Source organism: Luteimonas viscosa (assembly GCF_008244685.1).
In the GTDB taxonomy this organism is placed as follows: domain Bacteria; phylum Pseudomonadota; class Gammaproteobacteria; order Xanthomonadales; family Xanthomonadaceae; genus Luteimonas; species Luteimonas viscosa.
This window is the reverse complement of record NZ_VTFT01000001.1, coordinates 836044-861670: the sequence shown is the minus strand read 5'-3', so window position 1 is coordinate 861670 and position 25627 is coordinate 836044. Positions and strand designations below refer to the sequence as shown.

Here is a 25627-nt window from a genome sequence, read left to right as displayed (position 1 = left end):
GCTCGCGACGCCCTGAAAGCGCCTACCATGGCGGCATGCTGTCGCGCCTCGACCATGCCCGCCTGCTGCGCTATGCCGGCCTGTTCACGTGGGCGGTGATGGTGATGCCGCTGTGGGTGATTTCCGGGCCGGTGGAGGACGGCGATCCGATCTCCAGCGTCGGCGCCGGCTGGCACGCCTGGATCGCATGGGCCATGTTCGGGTTCAGCTTCGCCTGGCTCACCCGCGCGCTGGATGCGCGTCGCGTCAGCATTCCCGATTACGTGCTGCTGGCCCTGATGATCGGCAGCGCGGTGGCGTTGAGCTACTACAGCAACACCGGCCTGGGCGTGTTGCTGCTGATGGTCGCGGCCTGCGTGCTGCCGTGGCTGCTGCCGCTGCCGGCGAGCATCGCCGCGCTGGTGGTCAGCGTGCTGCTGGTGGTCCCCGTCTACATGCGCGCGATCGGCTTTTCGCTGCTCGAGGCGGTGATGCAGTCGCTGCTGTACGCCGGGTTCAACTGCTTCGTGTTCGCCACCGGCTACGTCGCCCGCCAGCAGGTGCTGGCCCGCGACGAGCAACGGCGGCTGAACGCGGAACTGCGGGCGACCCGCGCGCTGCTGGCCGAGAGCGTCCGGGTCAACGAGCGCACCCGCATTTCCCGCGAACTGCACGACCTGCTCGGCCACCACCTGACCGCGCTGAGCCTCAACCTCGAGGTCGCCAACCACCTCGTCAGCGGCCAGGCGCAGGAGCACGTCAGCCAGGCGCATACGCTGGCCAAGCTGCTGCTCAGCGACGTGCGCGAGGCGGTCAGCCGGCTGCGCGACGACGATGCCATCGACATGCGCGCCACCCTGCTGCCGCTGGCCGACAACGTGCCGGGGCTGCGCATCGACATGGACATGCCGCAGGCCTTCCTGCTCGACGATCCCGAACGCGCCCACGTCCTGTTGCGCTGCACCCAGGAGATCATCACCAACGCCGTGCGCCACGCCGAGGCCAGCCTGCTGCGCCTGCGCTACTGCTACGAGGGCGATGCGGTGCTGCTCGAGGCGCGCGACGACGGCCGGGGCGCCGAGTGCGCGACCGCCGGCAACGGCCTGCTCGGCATGCGCGAGCGCCTCGCGGCCCACGGTGGCACGCTGCAGGTCGAGACTTCCCCCGGCAACGGCTTCACCGTCCGCCTGCGCCTGCCGCTCGGCGACGGCGTGGTGGTGCAGGAGGCCGCTCCTTCGGTCGCGTCCCCACTTTCCCCGCAGGCGGCACCGGCGTCCGCCGTCGTCCCCCGGCGTCACCCACTGGAGGTTCCATGATCCGTGTCTGCCTGGTCGACGACCAGACCCTGGTAAGGCAGGGCATCCGCTCGCTGCTGGCGCTGGACGGGGGCATCGAGGTGATCGCCGAGGCCGGCGACGGCAAGCAGGCGGTGGAACTGATCCCGCAGGTGAAGCCGGACGTCGTGCTCATGGACATGCGCATGCCGGCGATGTCGGGGCTGGAGGCGTTGCAGGCCCTGTCCGCCAGCGGGCAACTGCCGCCGACCATCATTCTGACCACCTTCGACGACGACCAGCTGGTGCTGGCCGGGATGAAGGCCGGCGCCAAGGGCTACCTGCTCAAGGACGTCTCGCTGGAGCAACTGGTGGGGGCGATCCGGGCCGTGGCCGGCGGAGGTTCGCTGGTGCAGCCGGCGGTCACCCAGCGCCTGCTCTCGGGCCTGGAGCACATGCGCAACGATTTCGTCAGCCTCGACCGCCCCGACCCGCTGACCGATCGGGAAACCGAGATCCTGCGGCTGATGGCGGGCGGCTTCTCCAACAAGGAGATCGCCAACTCGCTGGGCGTGGCCGAGGGCACGATCAAGAACCATGTGTCGAACATCCTGTCAAAACTCGGCGTGCGCGACCGCACCCGTGCCGTACTCAAGGCGTTCGAGCTGCAACTGGTCTGAGCGCCAGGATGTCCGGGCCGGTGCAGCGCACCGGCCGTTCGCGGGCGGCGCGAGGCAGTGCCTCGCAGGCGTCGCCCGCTCACCCTGTCAAAACTCGGCGTGCGCGACCGCACCCGGGCCGTACTCAAGGCGTTCGAGCTGCAACTGGTCTGAGCGCCAGGATGTCCGGGCCGGTGCAGCGCACCGGCCGTTCGCGGGCGGCACGAGGCGTGCCTAGCAAGCGATTGCGGTGCCTCGCGCGTCGTCGTGTCGTCCCAGGGGCGTCCTCGCGCTGCGGCGAGTGGACGGCGGGTGTTCCAGTCCCCGTTGCGGCCTGGACCATGGCGGCCTTCGGCGGCGCGCGGGCGCGGGTCCGGCAGCGGGGTGGCGCCCGATTCCCGGATCCGGCTTGCGACGGCTCGCCCCGCGCCGGTCAATCTTGATACGATTGGCCACTTGCGCCTGCCGCGGCAGGAATTGGTCCCGGAGAACCCTGAATGACCCGTTTGCTCGAGATCCTGATTTCAATGGCGATCGTCGCCGTGCTGTTCGTGCTCGTCGCCCTGTTCCTGCCGTCGAGCCGCACGATCACCGAACAGATCGAGACCAACCGGCGGCAGGCGATCGTCTTCGATACCCTCAACAGCCTGCGCCGGTTCGACGACTGGAACGCGCTGCCGATGCGCGATCCCGCGGTGCAGCTGAAGCTCTCCGGCCCGGATGCCGGCGTCGGCGCCCGCCTTGACTACGATTCCGACGCGCGCTCGCTCGGCCAGGGCAGCTGGGAGATCGTCGAGAGCGATCCGGACTCGCGCGTGCTCTACAGCCTCGAGAATCCCGACCGCGGCGAGAACAAGCGCATGGAGTTCACGCTCAAGCCCACCGGCCGCGGCGGACGCAACATCGAGATCACCCAGAGGTACAGCGTCGAGTACGGCTGGAACCTGCTGGGCCGCTACGCCGGCATGTACGTGCGCGGCCATGTGGGCGAGGACATGAAGCTCGGCCTCAACAAGCTGGCCAGCATGCTGGCGGCGGTGCCCAACGTGGACTACCGCGCCGACGGCGTGAGCCTGACCAACCTCGGCGTGGTCGACCGTCCCGCCGAGAACCTGCTGTCGGTCTCTGCGGGCGCGATCGAGCGCAACAACGAGGTCATCAAGGAGTCGATGAAGTCCAACAGGGAGTGGATCAAGCGCACGATGGACGCCAACGACCTCGAGCCCGCCGGTCCGCTGCGCATCGTCTCGACCGAGCTCGGCCGCGAGAACTACACCTTCGACGTGGTCCAGCCCGTGCGCAGGAAGGGCGGGGATGACGCCGACGGGGACGAGGCCGATGCCGACGCCGACGCCGACGCGGCCGAAGAGGCCGGCGAGGAAGGAGAGGAGGCCGACACGCCTGCCGTGGCCGAGGCCCCGGCGGTGGACGAGGGCGAACTGGATGTCGAGATTCCCGACGGCGCGCCGGTCGAGTACATCCGGGTCGAGGCCGGCAAGGCCGCACGGGGCGAGTACGTCGGCTACATGGCCGAGCTCGAGAACGTGCGCAATGCGGTGCGCGCATGGGCGTTGACCCACGGCTACGAGGTCACCGACCGTCCGTACGAGTTCTACAAGAACGGCATCGACGAAGCGTTCACCGAGAACGGCGAGTTCGAGGTGTTCTGGACGCTCAAGCAGTAGCGTCCGCTCCACCCATGTCGTTGCCTGCCGCGCGCCGCATCCCCCGGATGCGGCGCGTTGCGTTCCGGCGCCCGCGAACATGAGCCCGGCGCCCGCCCGCGTTCCGGCCGTGCGCTGGCTGCGGGCCGCCGGTGCGCTGCTGGCCGCGGTCGCGGTGGGGCTGTCGGCCTATGCCGCCCATGGGATCGAAGCCCCGGCGCGCGCGAACCTGCAACTGGCCGCGCTGTACGCCTTCGGACATGGCGTCGCCCTGGCGGCGCTGGCCCGCGGCGGGGCGTCGCGACTGGCGCTGGGCGCGCTGTGGCTGTTGCTGGCCGGTACCGTGCTGTTTGCCGGGGCGCTGGTGTCGAAGTCGCTGTTGGGCTGGTCGGCCGCCACGGCGCCGCTGGGTGGCGGGTTGCTGATCCTGGGCTGGCTGCTGCTCGCGGCCAGTGCAGCCCGGGACTGACCGCATGCCGCGACACGCGCGGGGCTTCGACACGGCGGCGGCCTGGGACCACCTGCAGCGTCGCGATCGCAGGCTCGGCACGTGGATGAAGCGCATCGGCGTGATCGAACCGGAGCCGCGCTGGCGCAGGCCGTTCGATCCGGTGGATGCGCTGGCGCGCGCGATCCTGTTCCAGCAATTGAGCGGCAAGGCCGCCTCCACCATCGTGGGCCGCGTCGAGGCGGCGATCGGCAGCAACCGGCTGCACTACGACACCCTGGGACGGATCGACGATGCTGCGCTGCGCGCCTGCGGCGTGTCGGGCAACAAGACCCTGGCGCTGCGCGACCTGGCGGCGCGCGAGGCGCGCGGCGAGATCCCGACGCTGCGGCAGATGGCGGCCATGCACCACGACGAGATCGTCGCGGCCCTGGTGCCGATTCGCGGCATCGGCCGCTGGACGGTGGAGATGATGCTGATGTTCAGGCTCGGTCGGCCCGACGTGCTGCCGGTCGACGACCTCGGCATCCGCAAGGGCGCGCAACGCGTCGACCGGCTGTCGCAGTTGCCGACTCCGAAGGAACTCGTCGCGCGCGGCGAGAAATGGGGGCCGTACCGCACCTATGCCGGGCTCTACCTGTGGCGCATCGCCGACTTCAGCCAGGAGGCGAAGGCGGCGACCAACCGCTCGCAGGATTAGCAGGCCATTCGGTCGCGGTGGTCAGGCTTCGCCCGCCGCGACCGGCCGGTACCGCCAGTGCCACGGTTCGTGGACGATGCCGTGCGGGTTGCCGCGCGGATAGCTCATCGTGAAACCGTGGTCGCGGGCGTGTCGCGACAGCCACGCGAAGGCCTTCGTGCCCTCGAACGATTCCTCCGCCGGCGGCTCGCCCGGGGTGCCGATGTCGAGCGCCTGCCCGCAATGGTGCTCGCTGAAACCGGGCGCCGCGTTGACGGAGAGGATCGCGTCGATCTCCAGCCCGCGCGCGCGCTTGCGCTCGAAGATGCCGAGCTGGTAATCGTGGCTGCGGTAGCCGGAGATCGCGTCGAGCACGATCTCGTCGCGTGCCGCGGACTCCCGCATGCGTTGCCAGGCGCGGGCGGCGTCGGCCAGCAACCACAGCGGGCGGCGGTAGCGGTCGAAGCCGGCCAGCGACAGGGTAGCGGGTTCGGCGACGAGCGACAGTCCGGTGCGCCGCGCATACGCGTCGGCCTCGATGCCGAGCGCGTCGAGCCGTTCCTCGACCCGATGCAGTGGCAGTTGCGCCTCGCCAGCGGCGAAGCCGTCGTCCGCGGCCGCGTCGAGCAGGTCGAGCGCGGCCTCCACGCCCGCCTCGCGCGGGAATCGCGGGACCAGCGGCATCAGCCCGTCTTCCAGCACCGCGGCCAGGTAGCGCCCGTCGCGCTTGCGCCGCAGCACGCGTGTCGCGCGCGACAGGATCCGCGCGTCGGCATTGCCGCGCGCGCGCAGCAACCAGGCCGGCCACAGTTCGATGTCCGGTGTGTTGAGCAGGGTGCGGGCGAGGGGACGCATCCGCGCAGCTTATCGACGCGGCTGCGTTGCGGCCAGCTCGCGCAGGTGCGCGAGCAGGTCGCGTGGCCTGTCCGGGCTGAGCAGCAGCAGCTTGCCGTCGCGCTGTGGCAGCACCAGCACGCGATCGCGGGCGGTCAGCAGGCAGAAGGCGCGCTGGCGGTTGCGCAGCAGGTAGTGGCCGGCATGGAAGCCGGGCACGCCGAACCGGTTGAGGCCGAGGACCGGCTTCAGCGCGGTGTGCTCGCCGAGATCGACGACGCGCGCGTGTTCGAGGTCGAGCGCATCGACGCGCACGCGTCGGGTATAGAGCGCGGCCGCCACCACCAGCTCGTCGCCCTCGATCGTGATGCGCCGGCGCCGCAGTGCCAGCAGCGGCGCGAGCAGCAGCAGGGCGACGAAGAACGGCGTGAGCAGCCAGACCGGCGCCGGCAGCGCCTCGTCGCGTGGCAGCAGCAGTCCGCCTGCCAGCGCAAGCGCGGCGATCGCAAGCAGAAACAGCCAGGCCCGCCGCGGCAGCGGCGCGGGCGGAAACGCGACGACGCGCGCGGTCACGGGGCGATCCCCTGGCAGGACGCGACGCGACCTGGCGCGGCGGACGTGGCAACTGGCCGAATGCGGCGCACGGGCGTCGACGATGCCATCGCGATACTCCCCTGGCGCTACTGCGGGCCGCCGGAGGCGGGTACGAAGTGCAGTCCGGCGATCTTGCCCTCGTGGTCGATCGCCACGGTGGCATCGAGCGCGGCGAGTTCGCGCCGGATCCGGACCACCACCACGGTGTAGCCGTCGCGCTGCGAGATCCGCGGCGCCTCGCGCGACAGCACGGGTCCCGCTGCCTCCATCTTCTGCTGCACGCCCTGCAGCCTGTCGGGGCCGAGCGCCGCCTTCATCTGCGCGTTGAAGCCGCTGGTCGCGCCTTCGAAGTCGCCGGCATCCAACCGGTCCAGCACGGCGGTCGCGGTGGCGGTGGCAGCGTCGTCCTGCTGTGCGAAGACCGGTGCCGAGCCGAGCACGGCCAGACACAGCACGAGCCCGATGCGTAGCAGGCGGCGCATGTCACTGCTCCTTCTTGAGGTAAAGCCAGACCGCCAGCCCCTGACTGACGACCGAGACGAGCTCCCAGCCCTGCAGCCCGAGCTGGACGAGCTTCTCTTCGACATGCTGGGGCCTGAGGCTCAGGAACTGTGCCTTGACCTCGACCACCTTGTGTTGCCAGCGCTTGCTCATCGTAAGACTCCTTGCGTGCATGGGAGGGCGATGGTTCGGCCCGCGGCTTCCCGGGCGGGCGCCGCGAGGCGGTTCATGGACTTTCGTCGCCGTCGCCGGGGGAAGGCGCCTGTTTCGGCAGCCGCCCCGCCTTGCGCAGCGCATCGCGCAGCACGTATTCGATCTGCGCGTTGAGGCTGCGAAGGTCGTCGTCCGCCCACTTCTGCGCCGCCGCCAGCACGTCGGCGCCGATGCGCAGCGGATAGGCCTTCTTCTCCGCCATCAGCGGTCCATCCCCGGCCCGGTGCCGCGACGCGCGCGGACCACCGCGAGCAGCATCGCCAGCGCGAGCCCGTTGACCACGAGCACCAGCACCACGGCAAGCACGAGGATGCGGCGCTGGTCCATGCCCCACAGCGCCATCCCGCCGGCCATCGCCAGCATCGCCAGGGCGAGCATCCGCATCAGCCGGGACAGCCGGTCGTCGAGTGCGCGGCGGCGGCCCTCGGTCATGCCGCGCGCGCCGCCGGCGACCGGCAGACGGCCGTCACGCAGCCAGCCGGCGGCGACGAAGGCCGGGATCGCCATCAGCGCGAACACCAGGGCGGCGAGGTGGTGCGGTTGCATGCCGGCCGCGTCCGTCAGTACAGCGTGCCGGCGTTGACGATCGGCTGTGTGCTGCGGTCGCCGCACAGCACCACCAGCAGGTTGCTGACCATCGCCGCCTTGCGTTCCTCGTCGAGCTGCACCACGCCGTTCTTCTGCAGTTCGGCCAGCGCCATCTCGACCATGCCGACGGCACCGGCGACGATCCGCGTGCGCGCGGCGATCACCGCGTTGGCCTGCTGCCGTTGCAGCATGGCGTGGGCGATCTCGGGCGCGTAGGCGAGGTGGCTGATGCGGGCATCGACCACGTCGACGCCGGCCGCGGTCAGGCGCTCGTCCAGTTGCTCCTTCAGCCGGTCGGAGATCTCCACCGGATGGCTGCGCAGCGAGATCTGGCCATCCTCGTGCTGGTCGTAGGGATAGCTGGTGGCCATCGCCCGCAACGCCGCCTCGGACTGGATGTGGACGAAGCTCTCGTAGTCGTCGACGTTGAACACCGCCTCGGCGGAGTCCACCACCCGCCACACGATCACCGCCGCGATCTCGATCGGCGAGCCGTCCAGTTCGTTGACCTTGAGCCTGCCGCTCTCGAAGTTGCGCACCCGCAGCGACACCTTCTTCTTGGTGTAGAAGGGATTGTTCCAGCGCAGGCCGTTCTCCTTGGCCGTGCCCACGTACTTGCCGAACAGGCTGAGCACGGCGGCCTGGTTGGGTTCGACCATGTACAGGCCGCACAGGCAGAGCAGCGCCAGCAGCGCGGCCAGCACCGACAGCGCCATCTGTCCCCCTGCCCTGGGCTCGAGCGCTGCGACGAAGAACCAGCCGGCGGCCAGCATGATCGCCAGCAGGGCCAGCAGCATCGGGATGCCGGGCAGCGAACGGATCGGGTTTTCTTTCATGGCCTGTCTCCTCGTCCCCCATCGGACGAGAGAAAGATATCAATTTGATATCAGATTGCAAGAGCGTTCGTCGATGACCCGCCGATAGAATGGGCGCCCCATCGCCCGGACCCGCCCATGACCACGCTCGGCACCCCGCTGTCCCCCACGGCCACCCGCGTCCTGCTGCTGGGATCGGGCGAGCTGGGCAAGGAGGTCGCGATCGAGCTGCAGCGGCTCGGGGTCGAGGTGATCGCCGCCGACCGCTACGCCGATGCGCCGGCGATGCAGGTGGCGCACCGCAGCCATGTCCTGGACATGCTCGACCCGGCGGCGCTGGGCGCATTGATCCGGCGGGAAAGGCCGCATCTGGTGGTGCCCGAGATCGAGGCCATCCACACCGACACCCTGGTGGCACTGGAACGCGACCACGGCCAGCGCGTGGTGCCGACCGCGCGCGCCGCGCGGCTGACGATGGACCGCGAAGGCATCCGCCGGCTCGCCGCGGAAATACTGGGCCTGCCGACCTCTCCCTACCGCTTCGTCGACACCGAGGCCGAGTACCGCGACGCCGTCGCGGCGGTCGGCCTGCCGTGCGTGGTCAAGCCGGTGATGTCGTCGTCCGGCAAGGGCCAGAGCACGGTGCGCGGCGAGGCCGATGTCGCGGCCGCCTGGGAGTACGCGCAGACCGGCGGACGCGCCGGGGCCGGGCGCTGCATCGTCGAGGGCTTCGTCGACTTCGACTACGAGATCACCCTGCTCACCGTGCGCCACGTCGGCGGCACCGCGTTCTGCGCGCCGATCGGACACCTGCAGCGCGATGGCGACTATCGCGAGAGCTGGCAGCCGCAGCCGATGTCGCCGCGCGCGCTGGAGCGTTCGAAACGGGTCGCGAAGGCGATCACCGACGACCTCGGCGGCTGGGGCCTGTTCGGCGTGGAGCTTTTCGTGAAGGGCGACGAGGTCTGGTTCAGCGAGGTCTCGCCGCGGCCGCACGATACCGGTCTGGTCACCCTGGTGTCGCAGGAGCTGAGCGAATTCGCGCTGCATGCGCGCGCGATCCTCGGGCTGCCGGTGGGCGCGGACGCCGACGGCTGGATCCCGCAGCGCGGCCCTTCCGCATCCAGCGCGATGCTCGCGCAGGGCAGCGGCGTGCCGGTGTTCGGCAACCTCGGGGCCGCGCTGCAGGCGCCCGATACCGCGCTGCGCCTGTTCGGCAAGCCGCGGGTCGAGGGCCAGCGCCGTGTCGGCGTGACCCTGGCCAGGGCCGACTCGCTCGAAGCCGCTCGCGCCGTCGCGCGCGATGCGACGGCGGCCATTACCATCGAGCTGCAATAGCCTTGCGCCTGCCGCCTTGCCGCGGCCGGCATCCCGGCGTTCAGCCCGACCCGCGGCGTCGCCCGGAGAGGGGGACGCGCGCAATGTCTTCGGCCACCGCAGTGCGGTCGCCGCGAAACCGGAGAAGTGAATGAAAGGAAGCGGCGGCTACATCGTGTTCTTCTACCCGCAGGCGCTCGAGGTGCTGGGCGACGCCATCAAGCCCTACCTGCAGGACGGGGAAGCCGGCACGCACCTGGCCTGCAGCGAGATCGACACCGCCGGCGGCTTCACCGAGATGACCCTGTTCGGGAAGACGTCCGCGGGTCAGGACGTGACCCTCGAACTGATGGTGCCGTCGAGCATGGTGCGGATGATCGTATCGAGCCAGCAGGATGGCAGCTTCGGTTTCCGGCGGCAGCCGGCGGCCAGCCCCGCGGCGACGGTCACGCCGTCCGCTGCACCTGCCGCGGAACTGTCCGGGGAGTCGATCGCGGCACCGCAGGCGCCGTCGCGCGAGGACTGATGCTCAGCGCTGCAGGTCGATCCACACCAGATGATGGTCGCTCGCCGCCGCGAGCTCGGCGGCCGGATCGCCCGGCCGCGGCCAGAACACGCCAGAGTCCGCGACCGTGAATCCGGTCGAGGGCAGCACGTAGTCCAGCCGCAGGTTGCCTACCCGGGGGCCGAAGCGGCCGGTGTCGTGTGCGTGCGCGCCGCGATGCGCGCCGTTCTCGCCCCCATCCGCGGCCGCCGCGAGCACGGCCCCTTCGCTGCGTGGCGTGGCGTGACGCAGCACGCGCGGGTGTTCGAGCAGTTCGACGATGGCCTCGTGCTCGCCGGCGCCGTCGGTGGGATCGTTGTTGAGGTCGCCCAGGATCACGAAGCGCGCATCCCCGGGCAGCCCGCCGCAGGTGCCGGCGTCGTCGCACAGCCAGGGCTTCGCGTCGGGAGAGATGTACTCGCGCCACAGCCGGATCTCGTCGTGGTTGCGCAGGCCGTTGCGGTTCTCGGGGCCGTCGAAGGTCGGCGGCGTGGGGTGCGAGGCCAGCACGTGCAGCACGCCCAGCGGCGTGTCCACCGGCACGTCCCAGTGCGACTTCGACGACAGCCGCAGCTGCCGCCAGACCTCGTCGCGATGGAACGGCGCGCCGGTCGCGGGATCGACCGGGCGGCGTGCGCCCGGCATCGCGCTCCACTTCAGCAGCCGGAACGTGCGCGCGCGTGCCGCGTCGATCGGGTGTTTCGACAGCAGCAGCATGCCGTACTGGCCCGGATGCAGGCCGTAGCCCCAGGCATCGTTGCCGCGCTCGCGGCCGTCGCCGCCGACGCTGCCGCTGTCGTCGAGGTCCAGCCCGCTCGGGACACCGGTGTTGACAGGGGCCAGGTAGCGGTAGGGATAGCGCAGCGGCTCGCCGCCGCCGGCCTGCGGCTGCTCGAGGTAACGCTGCTGGAACAGGTCGGCGGCGCGGCCGGCCTCGTCGTAGTCGAACTCGTTGAGCAGCACGATATCGGGCCGCAGCGTCTGCAGCACCGCGGCGATCCTGCGCGCCTGCGCATTGCCCAGCTCCAGCCGCCGGATCAGTCCGCCGGTGTCCTCGTCGTACAGCGACACGTTGTAGGTGGCGACGCGGAGCGGGGCGGTTTCGGGCATCGGGGCATCCGGAGTGGACGGGTCGCCGTGGACGTTGACGCGCACGCACCCGGCCAGCGCCAGGGCGAGGACGACGATGAGGGCGACCAGCCGCGAACGGGACGTCATGGGTCTTCGGTCGCATCGATCGCGTCGAACGGGCGCCAGCGGCGGCCGTCGAAGCCTTCAAGCGGACGGAAGTTGCGCTTGTAGTCCATCTTGTCGTGTCCGCTGATCCAGTAGCCCAGGTAGAGATGGCGGCGGCGCTCGCGCGCCGCCCACTCGAGCTGCTTCAGGATCGCCAGCGTACCGAGCCCGCGTGACACCTCGTCCGGATCGTAGAAGCTGTAGACGGCGGACATCGCGAGCGCGTCGAGGTCGGTCACCGCGACCGCGAGCAGGCGGCCGGCCTCGCGCAGCTCCAGGAACCGGCTGTTCGCCCAGCTGCCGACGAGGAACTGGTCGAACTCGTGCGCGCCGTGGGTGTCCATGCCCCCGCCGGGATGGCGCGAGCCGAGGTAGCGTCGATACAGCGCGAGGCGCTCGTCGTCGCGTCCCGCCGGCAGGACGCGGACGTCGACCGAGGCGTTGCGGACCAGGCAGCGCCGCTGGCTGCGGTTGGGCACGAACCCGTCCACCGGGATCCGCACCGCGACGCAGGCGCGGCAGTGCGGGCAATGCGGGCGGTAGACGATGTCGCCGGAGCGGCGGAAACCCCATTGCAGCGCCTGCGGGTAGAACGCGGGCAGGCGCGCATCGTGCGGATCGAACACGAGGTCGCGGGCCGTGCGCTCGGGCCAGTAGCCGCAGGCGTGCGTGCCGGTGTGGAACAGCCGCAGGTTGTCGTTCTCGCCCATGCCGTCTCGATACTCCAGTGGACCCCAGCATACTGCGGCCGGTAGCGGGCGGTGCGACCGGCAGGTGTCCGCGAGCTGAACCCGCCGGGCGCGGCGTCAACGGCAGGGGCGGGCGGCGCGTTGACGGGGCACGGCGGCAATGGAGCCGCAAGGTGAGGACCTGTCAATGAAGCACAAGACCCTGTTCACCGCGCTCGCGCTGGCCCTGGCCATGTCCGCGGGTGCCATGGCGGCCGAGCCGGCCGCGTCCCCGCAGCGTGCGGACAAGCCCGCGCTCGACACCAACGGCGACGGCGTGGTCGATCGCGCGGAAGCGTCGAAGTACCCGCGCCTGGCGGCGAAGTTCGACACGCTCGATGCGAACTCCGACGGCCGGCTCGACGCCAGCGAGCGCCCGCAGCGCAGGCACCATGGCCACGGCGGCATGGGCTCGCGCAGCCACGGCGGCCACCACGGCGCCGAACGCCTCGACGCCGATGGCGACGGGCGCCTCAGCCGCGAAGAGGTGGCGGCCGCCAGGGCTGGTCGCGATGGACGCCCCGATCGGCTGGGCGAGCACTTCGACGCGATCGACGCCAACAGCGACGGTTACATCGTCCGCAACGAACTTCGCGCCTGGCACGAGACGCAGCGCCCGCTGCGCCAGGCCGAGATGCGCAAGCGCTTCGATGAACGCTTCACCACGGCCGACCTCAACGGCGACGGCAAGCTCAGCCGCGTCGAGGTCGACGAGAAGATGCCGCGACTGGCCAAGCGCTTCGCGTGGATGGACGACAACCGCGACGGCTTCCTGAGCCGCGCGGAACTGCAGCCGCCGCAGCGCCGCTGACCCTGCCGGAGGTACGAAGGCCCGCGTCGCAGGACGCGGGCCTTTTTCTTGGATCTTCTGCCATGGCGTAGAAAAGCAAAGCTCAGCGTCCGAACGTTGACCGAGGCGACGGGTACGGACGCCCCTGGGCACGAATGTCCCCCGGCAACGGGCTGCGCCCGTCGCCTCCTCCTTGATTTCGTACCCAGGGGCGTCCGCACCAGACGTGGCGGGAGGGTTGGCGCGTCAGGGCGGGCACCCTTCCAGGAACTTCGTGACTGGCCCAGCGTCCGCAAGCCGAGCCCCGCTCTGGCTGGCAGGCCTTTGCGGCGAAATCAAGGAGGAGGCATCCGCCCGCAGGCGGATGCCGGGGGACATTCGCCGCAAAGGCCTGCCAGCCAGAACGGGGTGCGTCAGGTCGCCGCGCTATGGGGCGAAGCGACGCGATCGCTCCACAGCCCCCTCCGACTTCGCAACCTCCCAGATCTCCGGAGTTGGAAAGACGCCATTTTTCTTCTGGCCATTCCACTCCGCGCGGCACGCGAGGGCGTGCGGATCAGGATCGGATTGCTCCAGCGGTATCGTGGTCTGCTTCAGCCGCCGAAATGGAAGTGGGCGATGATCAGCGAGCCGATCACGATCACGTTGCTGATCATCACCCCGCCGCGGCCCCAGGTCAGCCGATAGGCCAGCAGCCGCTGCCTCGCACCCACCGGATCGCGCCGCGCGTCGCGCGCCAGCAACGGATTCATCCGCCGCGGCAGCATCACCAGCAGTTGCCAGTTCATCGCCAGCAGCGCGACGGCGATGGCGACGAAGGTGTGGCGCTCGTCGCCGAACACCAGGTGGGTGCCGATGATCGCCGCGATCATCGCCAGCGACAGCACGATGTAGCGGCGCGAGAAGCGCAGCAGCATGTCGCGCTCGGCGGCGGTGTCGGCGTAGTCGAGGATGACGCCGCGTGCGAACCAGGCCGCGACCAGCCCACCGAGCAGGCCACCGGACGCCGCACCGGCGAAGCCCAGGGCGAACCGCGCGAACAGGCTGCCGGCGATCGACTTGGTGGCGATGCCCAGCCCGGCCGCGGCGGCCGGCTTGCTGAAGCCCAGCGCCGCGGTGACGCCGACCGCGAACGCGGCCGAAGGCGCGCTGCTGCGGGCGAAGTCGCTGAAGCGCGTGAGCAGGTCCTCGCGCACGCTCTGGCGTGCGCGCGAGAGGCGCTTGCGCACCGCCGCATCGGACAGTCCCAGCAGCATCGCCACCTGCTTCGAACTCTGGCCTTCGCGGTAGTACAGCAGCAGGGCCTCGCGACTTTCCTCGGGCAGCTCTGAGATCAGGTCGGCGGCGACGGCATCGCGCTCGGCATCGAGCGCCTGCTGCAGCGGGCAGCCGTCGGGGTCGGCGGCGTGCTGGATGGCCAGCTCCGCGACCTCGCCGTCGAGCATGCGGTTGCGCCGGCCGCGCAGGTGGTCGTGGGCCAGGTTGCGGGTGATCTGGCGCAGCCACGGCAGGAAACTCGACGGGTTCTTCAGCCGCGGCAGGTGGTGCCAGGCGGACAGGAAGGCCTCCTGGGCGATGTCCTCGCTGGTGGGCACGTCACGGGTGATGGCCAGGGCGACGGCGGTCACCACGTTCTGGCTGGCGACCACGATCCTGCCGTAGGCGTCGCGGTCGCCGCGCACCGCGGCGGGAAGTTCGCGCTTGATCAGCAGGTCGATCGCGTCGTTGGACATGGTGGCCGGGTGGAGGGGCTTCGGGACGGGACCGGCGCAGGGGGCCGGATGTGACCGCTTCAGAGTGTACGCAGGATGCGCCACTGGTCCTCGGCACGCTCGACCTCGACCCGGCGCGGGGTGGGGCTGGCATCGCCGCGGGCTACCGAAACCTCGACCGTGCCCGATCCCGAGCCGTCGGTCAGGTAGTCCGAAACCGAGACCCGCAGCGAGTCGTCTCCATCCTCGCAGGTGGAGGCCGGCCGTGGATCGAGACCGGCCGCGCGCGCGGCCGCCAGCGCGGCTTCACCCGGGGCCTCGCCGTCGACGGCGAGACACAGCCGGGCATCCGGTGACTGCGCCTGCTCCAGCGCGGCGAGGGTCGCGGCCAGTGCGGGCGGGGTGGGGATGCGGTAATGCGTGTCTGCGCTGGTGGCGATCGCCTGCAGCGACGGGTCGATCGGGCTCGCCGCCGGCGCGTCGGCGCGCACCGGTTCGGGCAGGTCCCAGCCGGGATTGCGGAACTGGTTGAGCCACAGCGCCAGCGCCACGGCCGCGACGATCAACAGGCCGAACCGGACGCGGACGCGGCGCTTGGGCGAAGCCGCGTCCAGGCGCGCGGCATGGCCGATCGCGGGCAGGAAGTTGCCCGGGTTGGCGGCGGTCGCTTCCAGCAGGCCCGCTTCGCGCAACAGCTGGCGCGCGCGCGGCTGGTCGTCGGAGCGGATCACCCACACCGCTGCGCGCGTCGCGCCCTCCGCCTGTTCGCGATAGCTGAAATTGCCGCGGATCGAGCTGCGCAGGGTGCGGCCGTTCTCGACCCGCACCTCGATGCCCTGGTCGGCGAGCAACCGGGCGACGGCTTCGGCGTTCTCGATGCGTGCGCTGCTGAAGACCTGGCGCACGGTTCAGCCCTTCGCCGACGCGGGATCGACCGCACGCGCCTGGTCGACCACGCGGATCAGGCCTTCCTGCGCGGTGCTGGCCACCAGCCGGCCCTCGCGGCTGAAGACCTGGCCGCGCGCCAGGCCGCGCGATCCCTGCGCGCTGGGGCTGTCGATCGAATACAGCAGCCATTCGTCGGCCCGGAACGGACGGTGGAACCACAGCGCGTGGTCGAGCGAGGCCATCTGCACGTCCGGCTGGTAATAGCTGATGCCGTGCGGGAAGGTGGTGGTGCCGAGCAGGTGGAAATCGGAGGCATACGCGAGCAGGGCGCGATGCAGTTCCGGACCGTCGCCGACCCGTTCGCCCAGCCGGAACCAGACGTGGTTGAAGGGCGGCTGCTTGGCCGGCTTGAGATCGTTGCGCGGATGCACGTGGCGGAACTCGAACGGACCGCCGCGGGCGAGCCAGCGCTGCACCTTGGTGGGGAGCGTCGCCAGCACGTCGGCGGCGATCGGCTCGGCCGGGGAGATATCGTCCGGATCGGGTACCTGCGGCATCGGCGGCTGGTGTTCGACGCCGCCCTCGGTCTCCTGGAACGAGGCGGCGCAGAAGAAGATCACCTTGCCGTGCTGGATCGCGGTCACCCGGCGCACCGAGAAGCTGCCGCCGTCGCGGGTGCGGTCGACGTGGTAGACGATCGGATGCTCGATGTCGCCCGCGCGCAGGAAGTAGGCGTGCAGCGAATGCGCCGCGCGCGGTTCGGGCATCGTCGCCTGCGCCGCCGACAGCGCCTGGCCCAACACCTGCCCGCCGAACACGTAGCGGGTGCCGATGTCGCGGCTCTGGCCGCGGAACAGGTCCTGCTCGAGCCGCTCCAGCGACAGCAGTTCGATCAGCTCGGAAACGGGCGAGGTCATGGGCGGGCGCGGGGGGGCGAATCGCGATTATACGGGCCTGCGAAGGCCTGCTCCGGCGCGCGCCGCGTGCGTCGTGACCGTGCTGGCGGCTTCGTGTCCCGCCGCGAACGGCGGCGGGGTGCGGGGGCGGCCTACGGCAGTCGTTGAAGCCCGCAGGCCGGCAGCACGCGCGCCCAGGGAAAGAGCGGGCCGGGGTCGCGCTTGCGCGGCACCTGCACCGCGGGATCGTCGCTGGCGGGCACGCGGCCGGTGTCCAGGTCCTCGTGGCCGGCGATCGAGCGCAGCGCCGGCAGGCTGGCGCGCACCGACGCCAGCAGCGCCAGCAGCGCCTCGATCTGCGCGTCGGGGTAGGGCTCGTCCATCGCCTGATGGCGCGTGTCGAGCCAATGTGGATAGCGGCCGGTGTTCACCAGTTCGATGCCGACCGAGCGCGCGTTGTGGCCACGCACGTGGTGGGCGATGCGGTCCGGCGCTACGTATTCGACGATGGTGCCGTCGCGATCGACGTACCAGTGTCCGCTGTTGCCGGTGCCGCTGCCGGAATGGAGGACGCGCTCGCCGTAGCTGCGCGCGGTGGCGAGATCGGGAAGCTCGGTGCAGTGGATCACCACCAGGTCGATCGCCCCGATCGAACGCGATTCGAGCCGCTCGACGTAGGGCAGATGGTGGACGCGGATCGCGACGTGCTCGGACGGCGGCGGCATGGGGCGATGCTAGCATTGCGCGATGGAACTGCCGCCGCCCGGGACCGACCTGCATCGCCTCATGACCCGGTTCCCGCGCGCGGGCCAGGTGCAGTGGATCGGCCTGCGACCGGCGCGGGATGTTCCGATGCGCGAAGTCGGTTCGGCGCAGGCCAGCGCCGGCGGCGGACTTGCCGGCGATCGCTACAACGGCGGCAGCGGCAAGCGCGGCGTCACCCTGATCCAGGCCGAGCACCTGCCCGCGATCGCCGCGCTCGCCGGGCACGAGGAGATCGTGCCCGCGACCCTGCGCCGCAACCTCGTCGTGTCCGGGATTGCGTTGATCGCGCTGAAGGGCAACCGTTTCCGCATCGGCGACGTGCTGCTGGAAGGCACGGTCGCGTGCGACCCGTGTTCGCGGATGGAAGTCGCGCTAGGTGCCGGCGGCTACAACGCCCTGCGCGGCATGGGCGGGTTGTGCGCACGGATACTGGAAGGCGGTGAACTGCGCCTCGGCGATGCGGTGGAGTGGGTTGGCGCGTGAGCGCGCAGGGTCACTGCATCCTCTCGCACGGGTTCGAGAGCGGGCCGGACGCGACCAAGGTGACGGCGCTGGCGGAAGTCGCCGAGCGCCTGGGCTGGACCCATGAGCGACCCGATTACACCGACCTCGACGCGATGCGCGAGGTGAGCGATCTCGGCGACGTGTATGCGCGCGTCGAGCGCCTGCATGCGCGTGCCGTCGCAGCGGCGCGGCGCGGCCGGCTGGTGCTGGCAGGATCCAGCCTCGGCGCCTGGATCTCCGGGCAGGTCTCGCTGCGGGTGCCGGTCGCGGGCCTGTTCCTGATGGCCCCGCCTACGCGGATGGGTGCCGCGCCGCCGCTGCAGGCCGCGGACGTGCCGGTATCGATCGTCCACGGCTGGCACGACGAACTGATCCCCGCCACCGCGGTGGTCGACTGGGCGCATGCACGCAGCGCCACCCTGCTGCTGGTGGACGATGCGCATCGCCTCGCGGACCACGTCGAGACCGCGGCGCAGGCGTTCGCAGGGCTGCTCGCGGGACTGCGCGCATGAAGTTCTTCGCCAGCTGCGCCAAGGGCCTGGAATACCTGCTGGTCGACGAGCTCGTCGCGCTGGGCTGCAGCGGCGGGACGGCCGCGGTCGCCGGCGCCCATGCCGAAGGCTCGTTGTCCGACGCGCAACGCGCGGTGCTGTGGTCGCGGCTGGCGAGCCGCGTACTGTGGCCGCTGGCGGACTATGCCTGCGCCGACGAGCATGCGCTCTACGCCGGCGCGCGCGCGGTGCCCTGGCACGAGCACCTCGATGCCACGATGACCCTGGCGGTGGACGCGCACGTCTCCGGCAGCGAAGTCACCCATGCGCGCTACGCGGCGCAGCGGATCAAGGACGCGGTGGTGGATGCGCTGCGCGACACCACCGGCGCACGCCCCGACGTCGACCTCGAAGCCCCGGACCTGCGCCTGAACCTGGTGGTGCGCAAGGGCCGCGCCATCCTGTCGGTCGACCTGGGCGGCGGGCCGCTGCATCGGCGCGGCTGGCGTCGCGCCCAGGGCGAGGCGCCGCTGAAGGAAAACCTCGCCGCGGCCGTACTGCTGCGCGGCGGCTGGCCCGCGCTGTACGCCGAGGGCGGCGCGCTGCTGGACCCGATGTGCGGCAGCGGCACGCTGCTGATCGAAGGCGCGCTGATGGCGGCCGATGTCGCGCCGGGCTTGCTGCGCCACGGCGGGCGCGCGCCGAGCCGCTGGCGCGGTTTCGATGTGGCGGCGTGGGATGGAATGGTCGAAGAGGCGCTGGCGCGCGAACGCGTCGGCCGGACCGCGCTGCGCCCGGTGTTCGATGGCGGCGACATCGATCCGCAGGCGATCCGCGCCGCGCGCGAGAATGCCGCGGCCGCGGGCCTGCGCGATGCGGTGCGCTGGCACGTGCGTTCCATCGCGCAACTGGACGCGGCAGGTCTCGGGCAACACTCCGGTGCAGTTGCCGGCGACCCTGCGTTGGACCCGGTGGCGGATGTCCCGGCAGGGACCGCTGCGACAGGGGAATCCACCTGGTCGGCGCGCGGGCTCGTCGTCTGCAATCCGCCCTACGACGCGCGACTGGCCGCCGACCCCGCGCTGTACCGCGCACTCGGCGACGCGCTCAGGCGGGCGGTGCCGCAATGGCGCGCGAGCCTGCTGTGCGGCGATCGCGAACTGGCCTTCGCCACCGGCCTGCGTGCGAAGAAGACCTACCAGGTGTTCAACGGCGCACTGGAATGCGTGCTGGTCGTATGCGATCCGGTCCTGCCCGCGGCGCGGGTGGATGCGGCGCCGCGGGTGCTGTCGGAGGGCGCCGGCATGGTCGCCAACCGCCTGCGCAAGACCCTGAAGGCCTCGCGCGCCTGGCGCGAACGCGAGGAGGTCGACTGCTTCCGCGCCTACGATGCCGACATCCCCGAATATTCCGCGGCGATCGACGTCTACACCGATGTCGTGTCGCGCGAGCGCTGGCTGCACGTGCAGGAGTACGCCGCGCCTGCCGAGATCCCCGAGGCGGTCACGCGCAAGCGTTTCGGCGAACTGCTGGCAGGCGCGTCGGATGCGCTGGAGGTGCCGCGCGAACGCATCGCGGTGAAGACCCGCGTCAAGGGGCGGGGCGGAGCCAAGTACGGCCACTTCGCCCGTCGCGGCGAGTTCCTGACTGTGCGCGAGGGCGCGGCGCGCCTGCGGGTGAACCTGTTCGACTACCTGGACACCGGCCTGTTCCTCGACCATCGTCCGCTGCGCCTGCGCATCGCGCAGCAGGCGCGCGACCGGCGCCTGCTCAACCTGTTCTGCTACACCGGCGCGGCGACGGTGCAGGCGGCCGTCGGCGGCGCGGCGCAGACCACCAGCGTCGACCTGTCGGCGACCTACCTCGAATGGCTGGCCGACAACCTGCGCGAGAACGCGATCGGCGGTACCCGGCACCGCATCGCCCAGGCCGACGCGATGGCCTGGCTGCGTGCCGACCGTGGCGAATACGACCTGGTGTTCTGCGATCCGCCGACGTTCTCCAATTCCGCGCGCGCCGACGACTTCGACGTGCAGCGCTCGCACGTGGAGCTGCTGCAGCTGGCGGTCTCGCGCCTGGCGCCGGATGGCGTGCTCTATTTCTCGAACAATTTCCGCCGCTTCCGGCTCGATGCGGACGCGCTGGCGGCGTTCGCCCGGGTCGAGGACGTCAGCGCCGCGACCATCCCGCCCGACTTCGCCCGCAACCCGCGCATCCACCGCACCTGGGAACTCCGGCGCAGGCACGGCTGAGGCGTGGCGACCGCGCAAATCTGGCAAGTACCGTTGCGTCGGTGACGGTTATCGCGCCTGGAACCGGGCGCATATTGCCGGGCAGTCCAGCCGAGGCAACGCCATGAACACCACCGATCCCATCCTTTACGCCCGCATCGCCCGCAAGGTCCGCGGCACGCCCGCGTCCGACGGTGCCGGGGTGCGTCTGACCCGCGTCATCGGCGGCGGCGAGCTGCCCGACCTCGATCCGTTCCTGCTGCTCGACGAGTTCGGCACCGACCGGCCCGAGGACTACCTCGCGGGCTTCCCCAGCCATCCGCACCGCGGGTTCGAGACCGTCACCTACATGCTCGACGGCCGCATTCGCCACAAGGACAACCACGGCAACGAGGGCCTGCTGGTGCCCGGCAGCGTGCAGTGGATGACGGCCGGCCGCGGCCTGGTGCACTCGGAGATGCCCGAGCAGGAAAACGGCCGCATGCGCGGCTTCCAGCTGTGGGTGAACCTGCCGGCGAAGGACAAGATGACGGCGCCGCGCTACCAGGAGTTCCCGCCTGCGCAGTTGCCGGTGGTGACGCCGGCCGAGGGCGTGCGGGTGAAGCTCATCGCCGGCGCTGTGCACGACGCCGATGGCGCACTCGTGCGCGGCCCGATCTCGCAGCCGGCGACCGAGCCGGTGTACCTCGACGTCGAGCTCGCGCCGGGTGCCGCATGGCTGTACCCGCTGCCGCCGGGCCACAACGCGTTCGCCTATGCGTTCGAGGGCGATGCGATGCTTGGCGACGGCGACGATGCGCGTGCGCTCGGCGCGCAGGAGATGGCGGTGCTCGGCGGCGGCGATGCGCTGAAGCTGCACGGCGGCGAGGCGGGTGCCCGGTTGATCGTGGTCGCCGGCCGGCCGCTGCGCGAGCCGGTGGCGCGCCACGGGCCGTTCGTGATGAATACCCGGGAGGAGCTGATGCAGGCGTTCGTCGATTTTCAGGAGGGGCGGTTCTGAGCGTAACGCTGCGTAAGCGCGCGGCCGGGCGATGCCCGGCCGTCGCGTGTCAGCCGGCCGGGCGTGCTCAGCCGTTGCCGACGATGTCCGGCCGGTCGTGGCCCAGCCACTTGTAGAAGCTGCCGCCGAGCAGGCCGCCGAGGATCGGCGCCAGCCAGAACATCCACAGCTGCGAAACCTGCGCACCGCCCACCAGCACCGCGACCCCGGTGGAACGCGCGGGATTGACCGAGGTATTGGTCACCGGAATGCTGATCAGGTGGATCAGGGTCAGGGCAAGGCCGATCGCGATCGGCGCGAAGCCCACCGGCGCACGCGCATGGGTGGCGCCCATGATCACGACCAGGAAGAAGGCGGTCAGCACCACCTCGCACAGGAACGCGGCCGCCATCGAGTAGCCGCCGGGGGAGAGTCCGCCATAGCCGTTGGTCGCGAATGCGCCGGCGCTGCCGCCGTCGATCGCGAATCCCGGAGCGCCGCTGGCGATCTGGAACAGGATGAAGGCGGCCGCCGTTGCGCCCAGCGTCTGCGCCACGACGTAGGGCAACAGGTCCCGGACCGGAAAGCGGCCGCCGGCCCACAGCCCGAAACTGACCGCGGGATTGAAATGGCCGCCGGAAATGTGGCCGAGCGCGTAGGCGCCGGTCAGCACCGTGAGACCGAACGCCAGGGCCACGCCGACGAACCCGATGCCCAGCGGATTGCCGTCGCCGCCGAAATTGGCCGCGAGCACGGCGCTGCCGCAGCCGCCCAGGACCAGCCAGAAGGTGCCGACGAATTCGGCGGAGAGTTTTTTGATCATGATGCGGTTCCCCCGGTAGTGGGCGAGACTGCCCTGGCGTCGAGGCCAGAGCATCGGTCGCAGGCATGGGCACTGGCAAGCATCGCGACGATGCGGCAGCCGAAGGCAGAGTCTATGCCGCAATGCAGCAAAAACAATGACTTGGACAATCGCGCCGATTCGGTATAGTGCCCCCGAAACGGATTTCATCCCCCTTTTGCTGGACGATGAATTATCCACGAAGCTGTTGCGGTGCAGCACTTCCCCCATGCAGGGCTGTGACCTCGTGGTCCCTTCGCTACATGGAGTGACTTGAGATGAAATCGATGTGCCTGCTGGCCGGCCTGCTGTGGTCAGGCTACGCGTTCGCGCAATCCGCAACGGAAAACTGCCCCGACCTGCCGCCCGGCACCGATCTGGGCTGGGAAGTGGTCGAAGGCCCCGACTTCGTGTTCTGCAAGGCCATCCGCGCGTCCGACGGGACCCAGGCGTTCGCGGTGATGCTCGGCAGCGAATCGCCGTTCCGGCCGACCCGCGGCCTGCGCGAGGAGGATGCCGAGATCGACGGCCACGACGTACGCTGGTACCGCGGAGAAGTCGCGACCCGCCAGAACGTGCTGGTGCGCGAGACGCTGGTGGAACTCGGCCGCAGGAACACGGCGCATATCGTCGTGCGTGCGGATTCGGAAGACCTGCTCGCGGAGAACCGGCGACTCGCCGAGGGCATGCGCTTCCGCGGCGTCGGCGGCGACTGAACGATCCACCCGCCGGTGCGGCCGCGGCCGCTGCGATCGCCGCGGCGAGGGTGGGGATGGCGCAGCGGTGCCCGACACCCTCGCACGGCCCGGGCGGCGTCTAGTTGCTGCCGATCCGGCTGTCGTGGAAACGCAGCCCTTCGGCCAACCGCAGGCTCTCCGCCAGTTCCTGCTCGGTGTCCACGCGCAGGGTGATGTGGGCGGTCAGGTCGTCGTCCAGTTCGATCAGCGTTTCGCGCACGATCGCGTCGTCCAGTGCCAGCACCCCGCGATACCAGCGCACCTCGTGGCCGCCTATCGTGCCGCTTTCCTCTCGCAGCGAGAAGCGTTCGCGGAACGGCGATTCCGCGCGCAGCATCACCGCGAAGGCCTGCGCACCGTCGGCGTGCATGGCCTTGCAATAGAGGAAATCGCCACCCTCGATCGTCTCCCACACCAGGTCGGCGCCCGCGGGCAGTTCCGGGCACCTGCTGGTCGACTGCGCGAAGACGTGGAAGGGCAGTACGAGGGCCGCGACGACGAGCCAGCGCATCAGCTTCATGGGGATTCCTGAACGGGGAAGGCCTGCCTGACCTTGCCACGGCGCGCCTCATGATGCAATGCACAAAAACTTGAACCCCGTCATCTTTCGGGGAGCGGGATGAAGTCGGTTTCGTCCGCGATCGTGCCGAATCGACCCGCCTGCCAGTCGTGCTTGGCCTGTTCGATGCGTTCCTTCGACGAGGACACGAAGTTCCACCACAGGTGTCGTGGCGCATCCAGCGGCTCGCCCCCGAACAGCAGCGCCTTGAGCGGGGTCTTCGCCCGCAGCACCGCCGGGGAGCCGGGATCGGGCAGCACCAGGTGGCGCGCGGGGATGTCGCTGCCGTCCAGTTGCGCCTCGCCCTCGAGCACGTAGACCGCGCGTTCGACATGGTTCGCGTCGATCCTCGTTTCGGCGTCGGCGGCAAGGTCGATCGCCACGTTGAGGGTGCTGCTGAACACGTCCACCGGCGACTCCTCGCCGTAGGCCCTGCCGGCGATGATGCGCAGGGTCGCGCCCCGCTGCTCGATCCGGGGCAGGGTGGTGGCAGGGTGGTGGTGGAACGCTGGCGCCGCCTCCTCGTGGGGTTTCGGCAGCGCCACCCAGGTCTGCATGCCATGCAGCGCCTGCCCGCCTCCGCGCAGGTCCCCGGGCGTGCGCTCGGAGTGGGCGATGCCGCGGCCCGCGGTCATCCAGTTCACGTCACCGGGGTTGATGTCCTGGAGCGAACCGAGCGTGTCGCGGTGGCGGATCGTGCCCGCCCAGAGGAAGGTCACGGTGGCCAGGCCGATGTGCGGGTGCGGGCGCACGTCGATGCCGACGCCGGGCTCGAACAGCGCCGGCCCCATGTGGTCGACGAACACGAACGGCCCGACGCTGCGCGCCTGGATCGTCGGCACGGCGCGGCGGACGACCATGTTGCCGATGTCGTGTTCGCGCGGGGCGATGATCGTGGTCATGGGTTTCTCCGGCGGGCAGGAGCGCAGGATCGCACGCGGCGAAGGTGACGCCGGATCCATCCGGGCAACGGATCGTTCCGCGGCATCGCGGCGTCGGGCATGGCGGCCTGCTGCCGGACGCATCCCCTGCCACATGCCAAGATCGCGCGGCCGGCTCCGACGCGTCCGCCATCAAGGGCGCTCACGGGGCGGGTGGATGGCGTCCGTAACGCGCGACCCGGAGCGAGGCACGACCGTCGGCATCGACGCGGATCGTGCTGATGCGGTCGTACTCGGTCTCGGGCATCGGCTCGGAATCGCAGCCGCAGAGCGCGGCGACGATGTCGGGCACGGTGTTGCTGTGGCCGGCGACGAGGACCGTGCCGCGCGGGTGCGCCGCACGCAGTTGCGCGGCGAGCGCGGTGGCAGGCGCCTTCGCGTCGTAGGTCGTGACCTGCAGCCCGAACGTGGCGGCGCTCGGCGCGGCGGTCTGCCGGGTACGCCGATAGCCGGTAGCGTAGATCGCCACGACCGGCTGGTCCGCGAGTTCCCGCGCCAGCAGCCGGGCGCGTTCGAGCCCGGCCGGGTCCAGCACAGGGTCGTCGTCCGGGCTGCTGGCCTTCTCGGCGTGGCGCACCACCACGAAGGTCGCGCCTTCCGCGCTGGAGCGCGTATCGCGACCGGCGCAGGCGCCGAGCAGGCCGGCGATCGACAGCAGCAACAGGAGGCGGGTGCTCATCGCGCGATTATGCGTGAAGCACCGACGCGGAGGCGTCGCGGCGAGTCCGCAGCCGCGCGCTGACCTCGATCAGGCGACCACGTCCGGCGCCTTCCGCGAAGCCCACGTCGGCTCGTCGCTGCGGCGGTTGCCCGGCTGCCCGGCGTGCGGCGTCGGAATCACCGGGAGTCGGCGCCGGCACCAGGCCCGCGCGCGGCTCGCCCGCAGCGCGCAGCGAGGCCCGGGCGGCACCCTATTTCTTCGGGTGCCACTTTCCGTCGTCGCCCTTGTCGTATTTTTCCTTCACCGCGGCCCAGGCCACGCGGTGCGCGGTCTCCTCGCGGCTGGCGTCGCCGCGGCGGTCATCCGGATCCTTGTACTGGTCCCAGGCGCTGTTGAAGGCTTCCTTGTAGATGTCCTGCGCATGCTTCGGCAGGTTGTCGCGGACCGGATCGGGCAGGTCGTCGATGCGCTCGTAGGGCATGGGCGTGGCTCCGTGCGGGCCTTCGACCCTAGCGCCGCGCGGGTCACCGCGCGGTGAGCCGGGCGTGAGCATTGCGTG

At 70.8% G+C, this 25627-nt stretch carries 31 protein-coding genes; 13 read left to right on the top strand and 18 right to left on the bottom strand.

Translation table 11 applies throughout. The features are described from left to right. The first annotated feature begins 35 nt into the window (after window positions 1–35). The 5 genes from FZO89_RS03940 to FZO89_RS03915 all read left to right on the top strand — a co-directional run bounded on the left by FZO89_RS03940 (window position 36) and on the right by FZO89_RS03915 (window position 4724). Complete coding sequence (locus FZO89_RS03940; RefSeq protein WP_149102032.1) at window positions 36–1295, top strand: sensor histidine kinase; 1260 nt, start codon at window positions 36–38, stop codon at window positions 1293–1295. Then, complete coding sequence (locus FZO89_RS03935; protein WP_149102031.1) at window positions 1292–1933, top strand: response regulator; 642 nt, start codon at window positions 1292–1294, stop codon at window positions 1931–1933. Before FZO89_RS03940 ends, FZO89_RS03935 begins: the two co-directional genes overlap by 4 nt. A 476-nt stretch (window positions 1934–2409) precedes the next feature. Then, complete coding sequence (locus FZO89_RS03925) at window positions 2410–3597, top strand: polyketide cyclase (protein ID WP_149102030.1); 1188 nt, start codon at window positions 2410–2412, stop codon at window positions 3595–3597. 79 nt (window positions 3598–3676) lie between these two features. Further along, window positions 3677–4045, top strand: coding sequence for a DUF423 domain-containing protein (locus FZO89_RS03920; protein ID WP_149102029.1), 369 nt, complete (start codon window positions 3677–3679; stop codon window positions 4043–4045). A gap of 4 nt (window positions 4046–4049) precedes the next feature. Beyond that, window positions 4050–4724, top strand: coding sequence for a DNA-3-methyladenine glycosylase family protein (locus FZO89_RS03915; protein ID WP_149102028.1), 675 nt, complete (start codon window positions 4050–4052; stop codon window positions 4722–4724). A gap of 21 nt (window positions 4725–4745) precedes the next feature. On the opposite strand, the gene FZO89_RS03910 is transcribed toward FZO89_RS03915, so the two are convergent. From FZO89_RS03910 to FZO89_RS03885, 7 genes are all read right to left on the bottom strand, one after another. Continuing rightward, complete coding sequence (locus FZO89_RS03910; RefSeq protein WP_149102027.1) at window positions 4746–5558, bottom strand: M15 family metallopeptidase; 813 nt, start codon at window positions 5556–5558, stop codon at window positions 4746–4748. A 9-nt stretch (window positions 5559–5567) separates the two neighbouring features. Further along, window positions 5568–6110 (bottom strand): hypothetical protein, encoded by a 543-nt coding sequence (locus tag FZO89_RS03905; protein WP_149102026.1) that lies wholly within the window; start codon window positions 6108–6110, stop codon window positions 5568–5570. A 107-nt stretch (window positions 6111–6217) separates the two neighbouring features. Continuing rightward, window positions 6218–6613 carry a DUF3887 domain-containing protein gene (locus FZO89_RS03900; protein WP_187471032.1) on the bottom strand — a complete coding sequence of 132 codons (396 nt, stop codon included), beginning with the start codon at window positions 6611–6613 and terminating at the stop codon, window positions 6218–6220. A gap of 1 nt (window position 6614) precedes the next feature. Next, the gene (locus tag FZO89_RS18430; protein ID WP_187471031.1) at window positions 6615–6785 is read right to left on the bottom strand and encodes a DUF4177 domain-containing protein; all 171 of its coding nucleotides are present in this window, start codon (window positions 6783–6785) and stop codon (window positions 6615–6617) included. Window positions 6786–6858: 73 nt separating this feature from the next. Next, a complete protein-coding gene (locus FZO89_RS03895) occupies window positions 6859–7047 on the bottom strand; it encodes a type II toxin-antitoxin system antitoxin (RefSeq protein ID WP_149102024.1) in 189 nt (62 codons plus the stop codon). Further along, complete coding sequence (locus FZO89_RS03890; protein WP_149102023.1) at window positions 7047–7391, bottom strand: hypothetical protein; 345 nt, start codon at window positions 7389–7391, stop codon at window positions 7047–7049. Before FZO89_RS03890 ends, FZO89_RS03895 begins: the two co-directional genes overlap by 1 nt. A 14-nt stretch (window positions 7392–7405) precedes the next feature. Next, window positions 7406–8206: an SPFH domain-containing protein gene (locus FZO89_RS03885; protein ID WP_425480455.1), complete on the bottom strand. Its 801-nt coding sequence runs from the start codon at window positions 8204–8206 to the stop codon at window positions 7406–7408. A gap of 180 nt (window positions 8207–8386) precedes the next feature. Here FZO89_RS03885 and purT point away from each other — a divergent pair, with 180 nt between their 5' ends. Together purT and FZO89_RS03875 are read left to right on the top strand one after the other, a co-directional pair. Then, window positions 8387–9586 (top strand): formate-dependent phosphoribosylglycinamide formyltransferase, encoded by a 1200-nt coding sequence (gene purT / locus FZO89_RS03880; RefSeq protein WP_149102021.1) that lies wholly within the window; start codon window positions 8387–8389, stop codon window positions 9584–9586. Between the two features lie 130 nt (window positions 9587–9716). After that, window positions 9717–10091, top strand: a complete 375-nt coding sequence (locus FZO89_RS03875; RefSeq protein ID WP_149102020.1) for a hypothetical protein — start codon at window positions 9717–9719, stop codon at window positions 10089–10091. A gap of 3 nt (window positions 10092–10094) precedes the next feature. Here the strand turns inward: FZO89_RS03875 and FZO89_RS03870 are convergent, their stop codons facing one another. Both FZO89_RS03870 and FZO89_RS03865 read right to left on the bottom strand, forming a co-directional pair. Next, window positions 10095–11327, bottom strand: coding sequence for an endonuclease/exonuclease/phosphatase family protein (locus tag FZO89_RS03870; protein ID WP_149102019.1), 1233 nt, complete (start codon window positions 11325–11327; stop codon window positions 10095–10097). After that, complete coding sequence (locus FZO89_RS03865; RefSeq protein ID WP_149102018.1) at window positions 11324–12055, bottom strand: arginyltransferase; 732 nt, start codon at window positions 12053–12055, stop codon at window positions 11324–11326. Before FZO89_RS03865 ends, FZO89_RS03870 begins: the two co-directional genes overlap by 4 nt. Before the next feature lie 166 nt (window positions 12056–12221). On the opposite strand from FZO89_RS03865, the gene FZO89_RS03860 reads away from it, so the two are divergent. After that, window positions 12222–12884, top strand: coding sequence for an EF-hand domain-containing protein (locus FZO89_RS03860; protein ID WP_187471030.1), 663 nt, complete (start codon window positions 12222–12224; stop codon window positions 12882–12884). Between the two features lie 572 nt (window positions 12885–13456). On the opposite strand, the gene FZO89_RS03855 is transcribed toward FZO89_RS03860, so the two are convergent. The 4 genes from FZO89_RS03855 to FZO89_RS03840 all read right to left on the bottom strand — a co-directional run bounded on the left by FZO89_RS03855 (window position 13457) and on the right by FZO89_RS03840 (window position 17084). Further along, entirely contained in the window at window positions 13457–14596 is a 1140-nt protein-coding gene (locus tag FZO89_RS03855) for an RNA polymerase sigma factor (protein WP_149102016.1), read from the bottom strand. A 59-nt stretch (window positions 14597–14655) separates the two neighbouring features. Next, window positions 14656–15480, bottom strand: a complete 825-nt coding sequence (locus FZO89_RS03850) for a putative signal transducing protein (RefSeq protein ID WP_149102015.1) — start codon at window positions 15478–15480, stop codon at window positions 14656–14658. A gap of 3 nt (window positions 15481–15483) precedes the next feature. Next, window positions 15484–16380 (bottom strand): acyl-CoA thioesterase II, encoded by an 897-nt coding sequence (gene tesB, locus FZO89_RS03845; protein ID WP_149102014.1) that lies wholly within the window; start codon window positions 16378–16380, stop codon window positions 15484–15486. Window positions 16381–16511: 131 nt separating this feature from the next. Continuing rightward, window positions 16512–17084 (bottom strand): N-acetylmuramoyl-L-alanine amidase, encoded by a 573-nt coding sequence (locus FZO89_RS03840; RefSeq protein ID WP_149102013.1) that lies wholly within the window; start codon window positions 17082–17084, stop codon window positions 16512–16514. A 61-nt stretch (window positions 17085–17145) separates the two neighbouring features. Between FZO89_RS03840 and FZO89_RS03835 the strand changes: the two genes are divergently transcribed. The 4 genes from FZO89_RS03835 to FZO89_RS03820 all read left to right on the top strand — a co-directional run bounded on the left by FZO89_RS03835 (window position 17146) and on the right by FZO89_RS03820 (window position 21350). Beyond that, entirely contained in the window at window positions 17146–17607 is a 462-nt protein-coding gene (locus FZO89_RS03835; RefSeq protein ID WP_425480454.1) for an MOSC domain-containing protein, read from the top strand. Next, on the top strand, window positions 17604–18140 hold the full coding sequence (locus tag FZO89_RS03830; RefSeq protein WP_149102011.1) for an alpha/beta hydrolase: 537 nt from the start codon (window positions 17604–17606) through the stop codon (window positions 18138–18140). The genes FZO89_RS03835 and FZO89_RS03830 overlap by 4 nt, the downstream gene beginning before the upstream one ends. Continuing rightward, complete coding sequence (gene rlmKL / locus FZO89_RS03825) at window positions 18137–20371, top strand: bifunctional 23S rRNA (guanine(2069)-N(7))-methyltransferase RlmK/23S rRNA (guanine(2445)-N(2))-methyltransferase RlmL (RefSeq protein WP_149102010.1); 2235 nt, start codon at window positions 18137–18139, stop codon at window positions 20369–20371. Before FZO89_RS03830 ends, rlmKL begins: the two co-directional genes overlap by 4 nt. Window positions 20372–20474: 103 nt before the next feature. Further along, window positions 20475–21350: a pirin family protein gene (locus FZO89_RS03820; RefSeq protein ID WP_149102009.1), complete on the top strand. Its 876-nt coding sequence runs from the start codon at window positions 20475–20477 to the stop codon at window positions 21348–21350. 67 nt (window positions 21351–21417) lie between these two features. Here FZO89_RS03820 and aqpZ read toward each other — a convergent pair whose 3' ends face one another. Next, on the bottom strand, window positions 21418–22152 hold the full coding sequence (gene aqpZ, locus FZO89_RS03815) for an aquaporin Z (RefSeq protein WP_149102008.1): 735 nt from the start codon (window positions 22150–22152) through the stop codon (window positions 21418–21420). Window positions 22153–22448: 296 nt separating this feature from the next. Between aqpZ and FZO89_RS03810 the strand changes: the two genes are divergently transcribed. Next, the gene (locus FZO89_RS03810) at window positions 22449–22886 is read left to right on the top strand and encodes a hypothetical protein (RefSeq protein ID WP_149102007.1); all 438 of its coding nucleotides are present in this window, start codon (window positions 22449–22451) and stop codon (window positions 22884–22886) included. Window positions 22887–22986: 100 nt separating this feature from the next. On the opposite strand, the gene FZO89_RS03805 is transcribed toward FZO89_RS03810, so the two are convergent. The 4 genes from FZO89_RS03805 to chaB form a co-directional block, all read right to left on the bottom strand. Then, window positions 22987–23427: a hypothetical protein gene (locus tag FZO89_RS03805; RefSeq protein ID WP_149102006.1), complete on the bottom strand. Its 441-nt coding sequence runs from the start codon at window positions 23425–23427 to the stop codon at window positions 22987–22989. An 80-nt stretch (window positions 23428–23507) separates the two neighbouring features. Continuing rightward, the gene (locus FZO89_RS03800; RefSeq protein ID WP_149102005.1) at window positions 23508–24368 is read right to left on the bottom strand and encodes a pirin family protein; all 861 of its coding nucleotides are present in this window, start codon (window positions 24366–24368) and stop codon (window positions 23508–23510) included. A 181-nt stretch (window positions 24369–24549) separates the two neighbouring features. Further along, complete coding sequence (locus FZO89_RS03795; RefSeq protein ID WP_149102004.1) at window positions 24550–25086, bottom strand: SixA phosphatase family protein; 537 nt, start codon at window positions 25084–25086, stop codon at window positions 24550–24552. Window positions 25087–25318: 232 nt separating this feature from the next. Further along, window positions 25319–25549, bottom strand: coding sequence for a putative cation transport regulator ChaB (gene chaB, locus FZO89_RS03790; RefSeq protein ID WP_149102003.1), 231 nt, complete (start codon window positions 25547–25549; stop codon window positions 25319–25321). Window positions 25550–25627 lie beyond the last annotated feature (78 nt).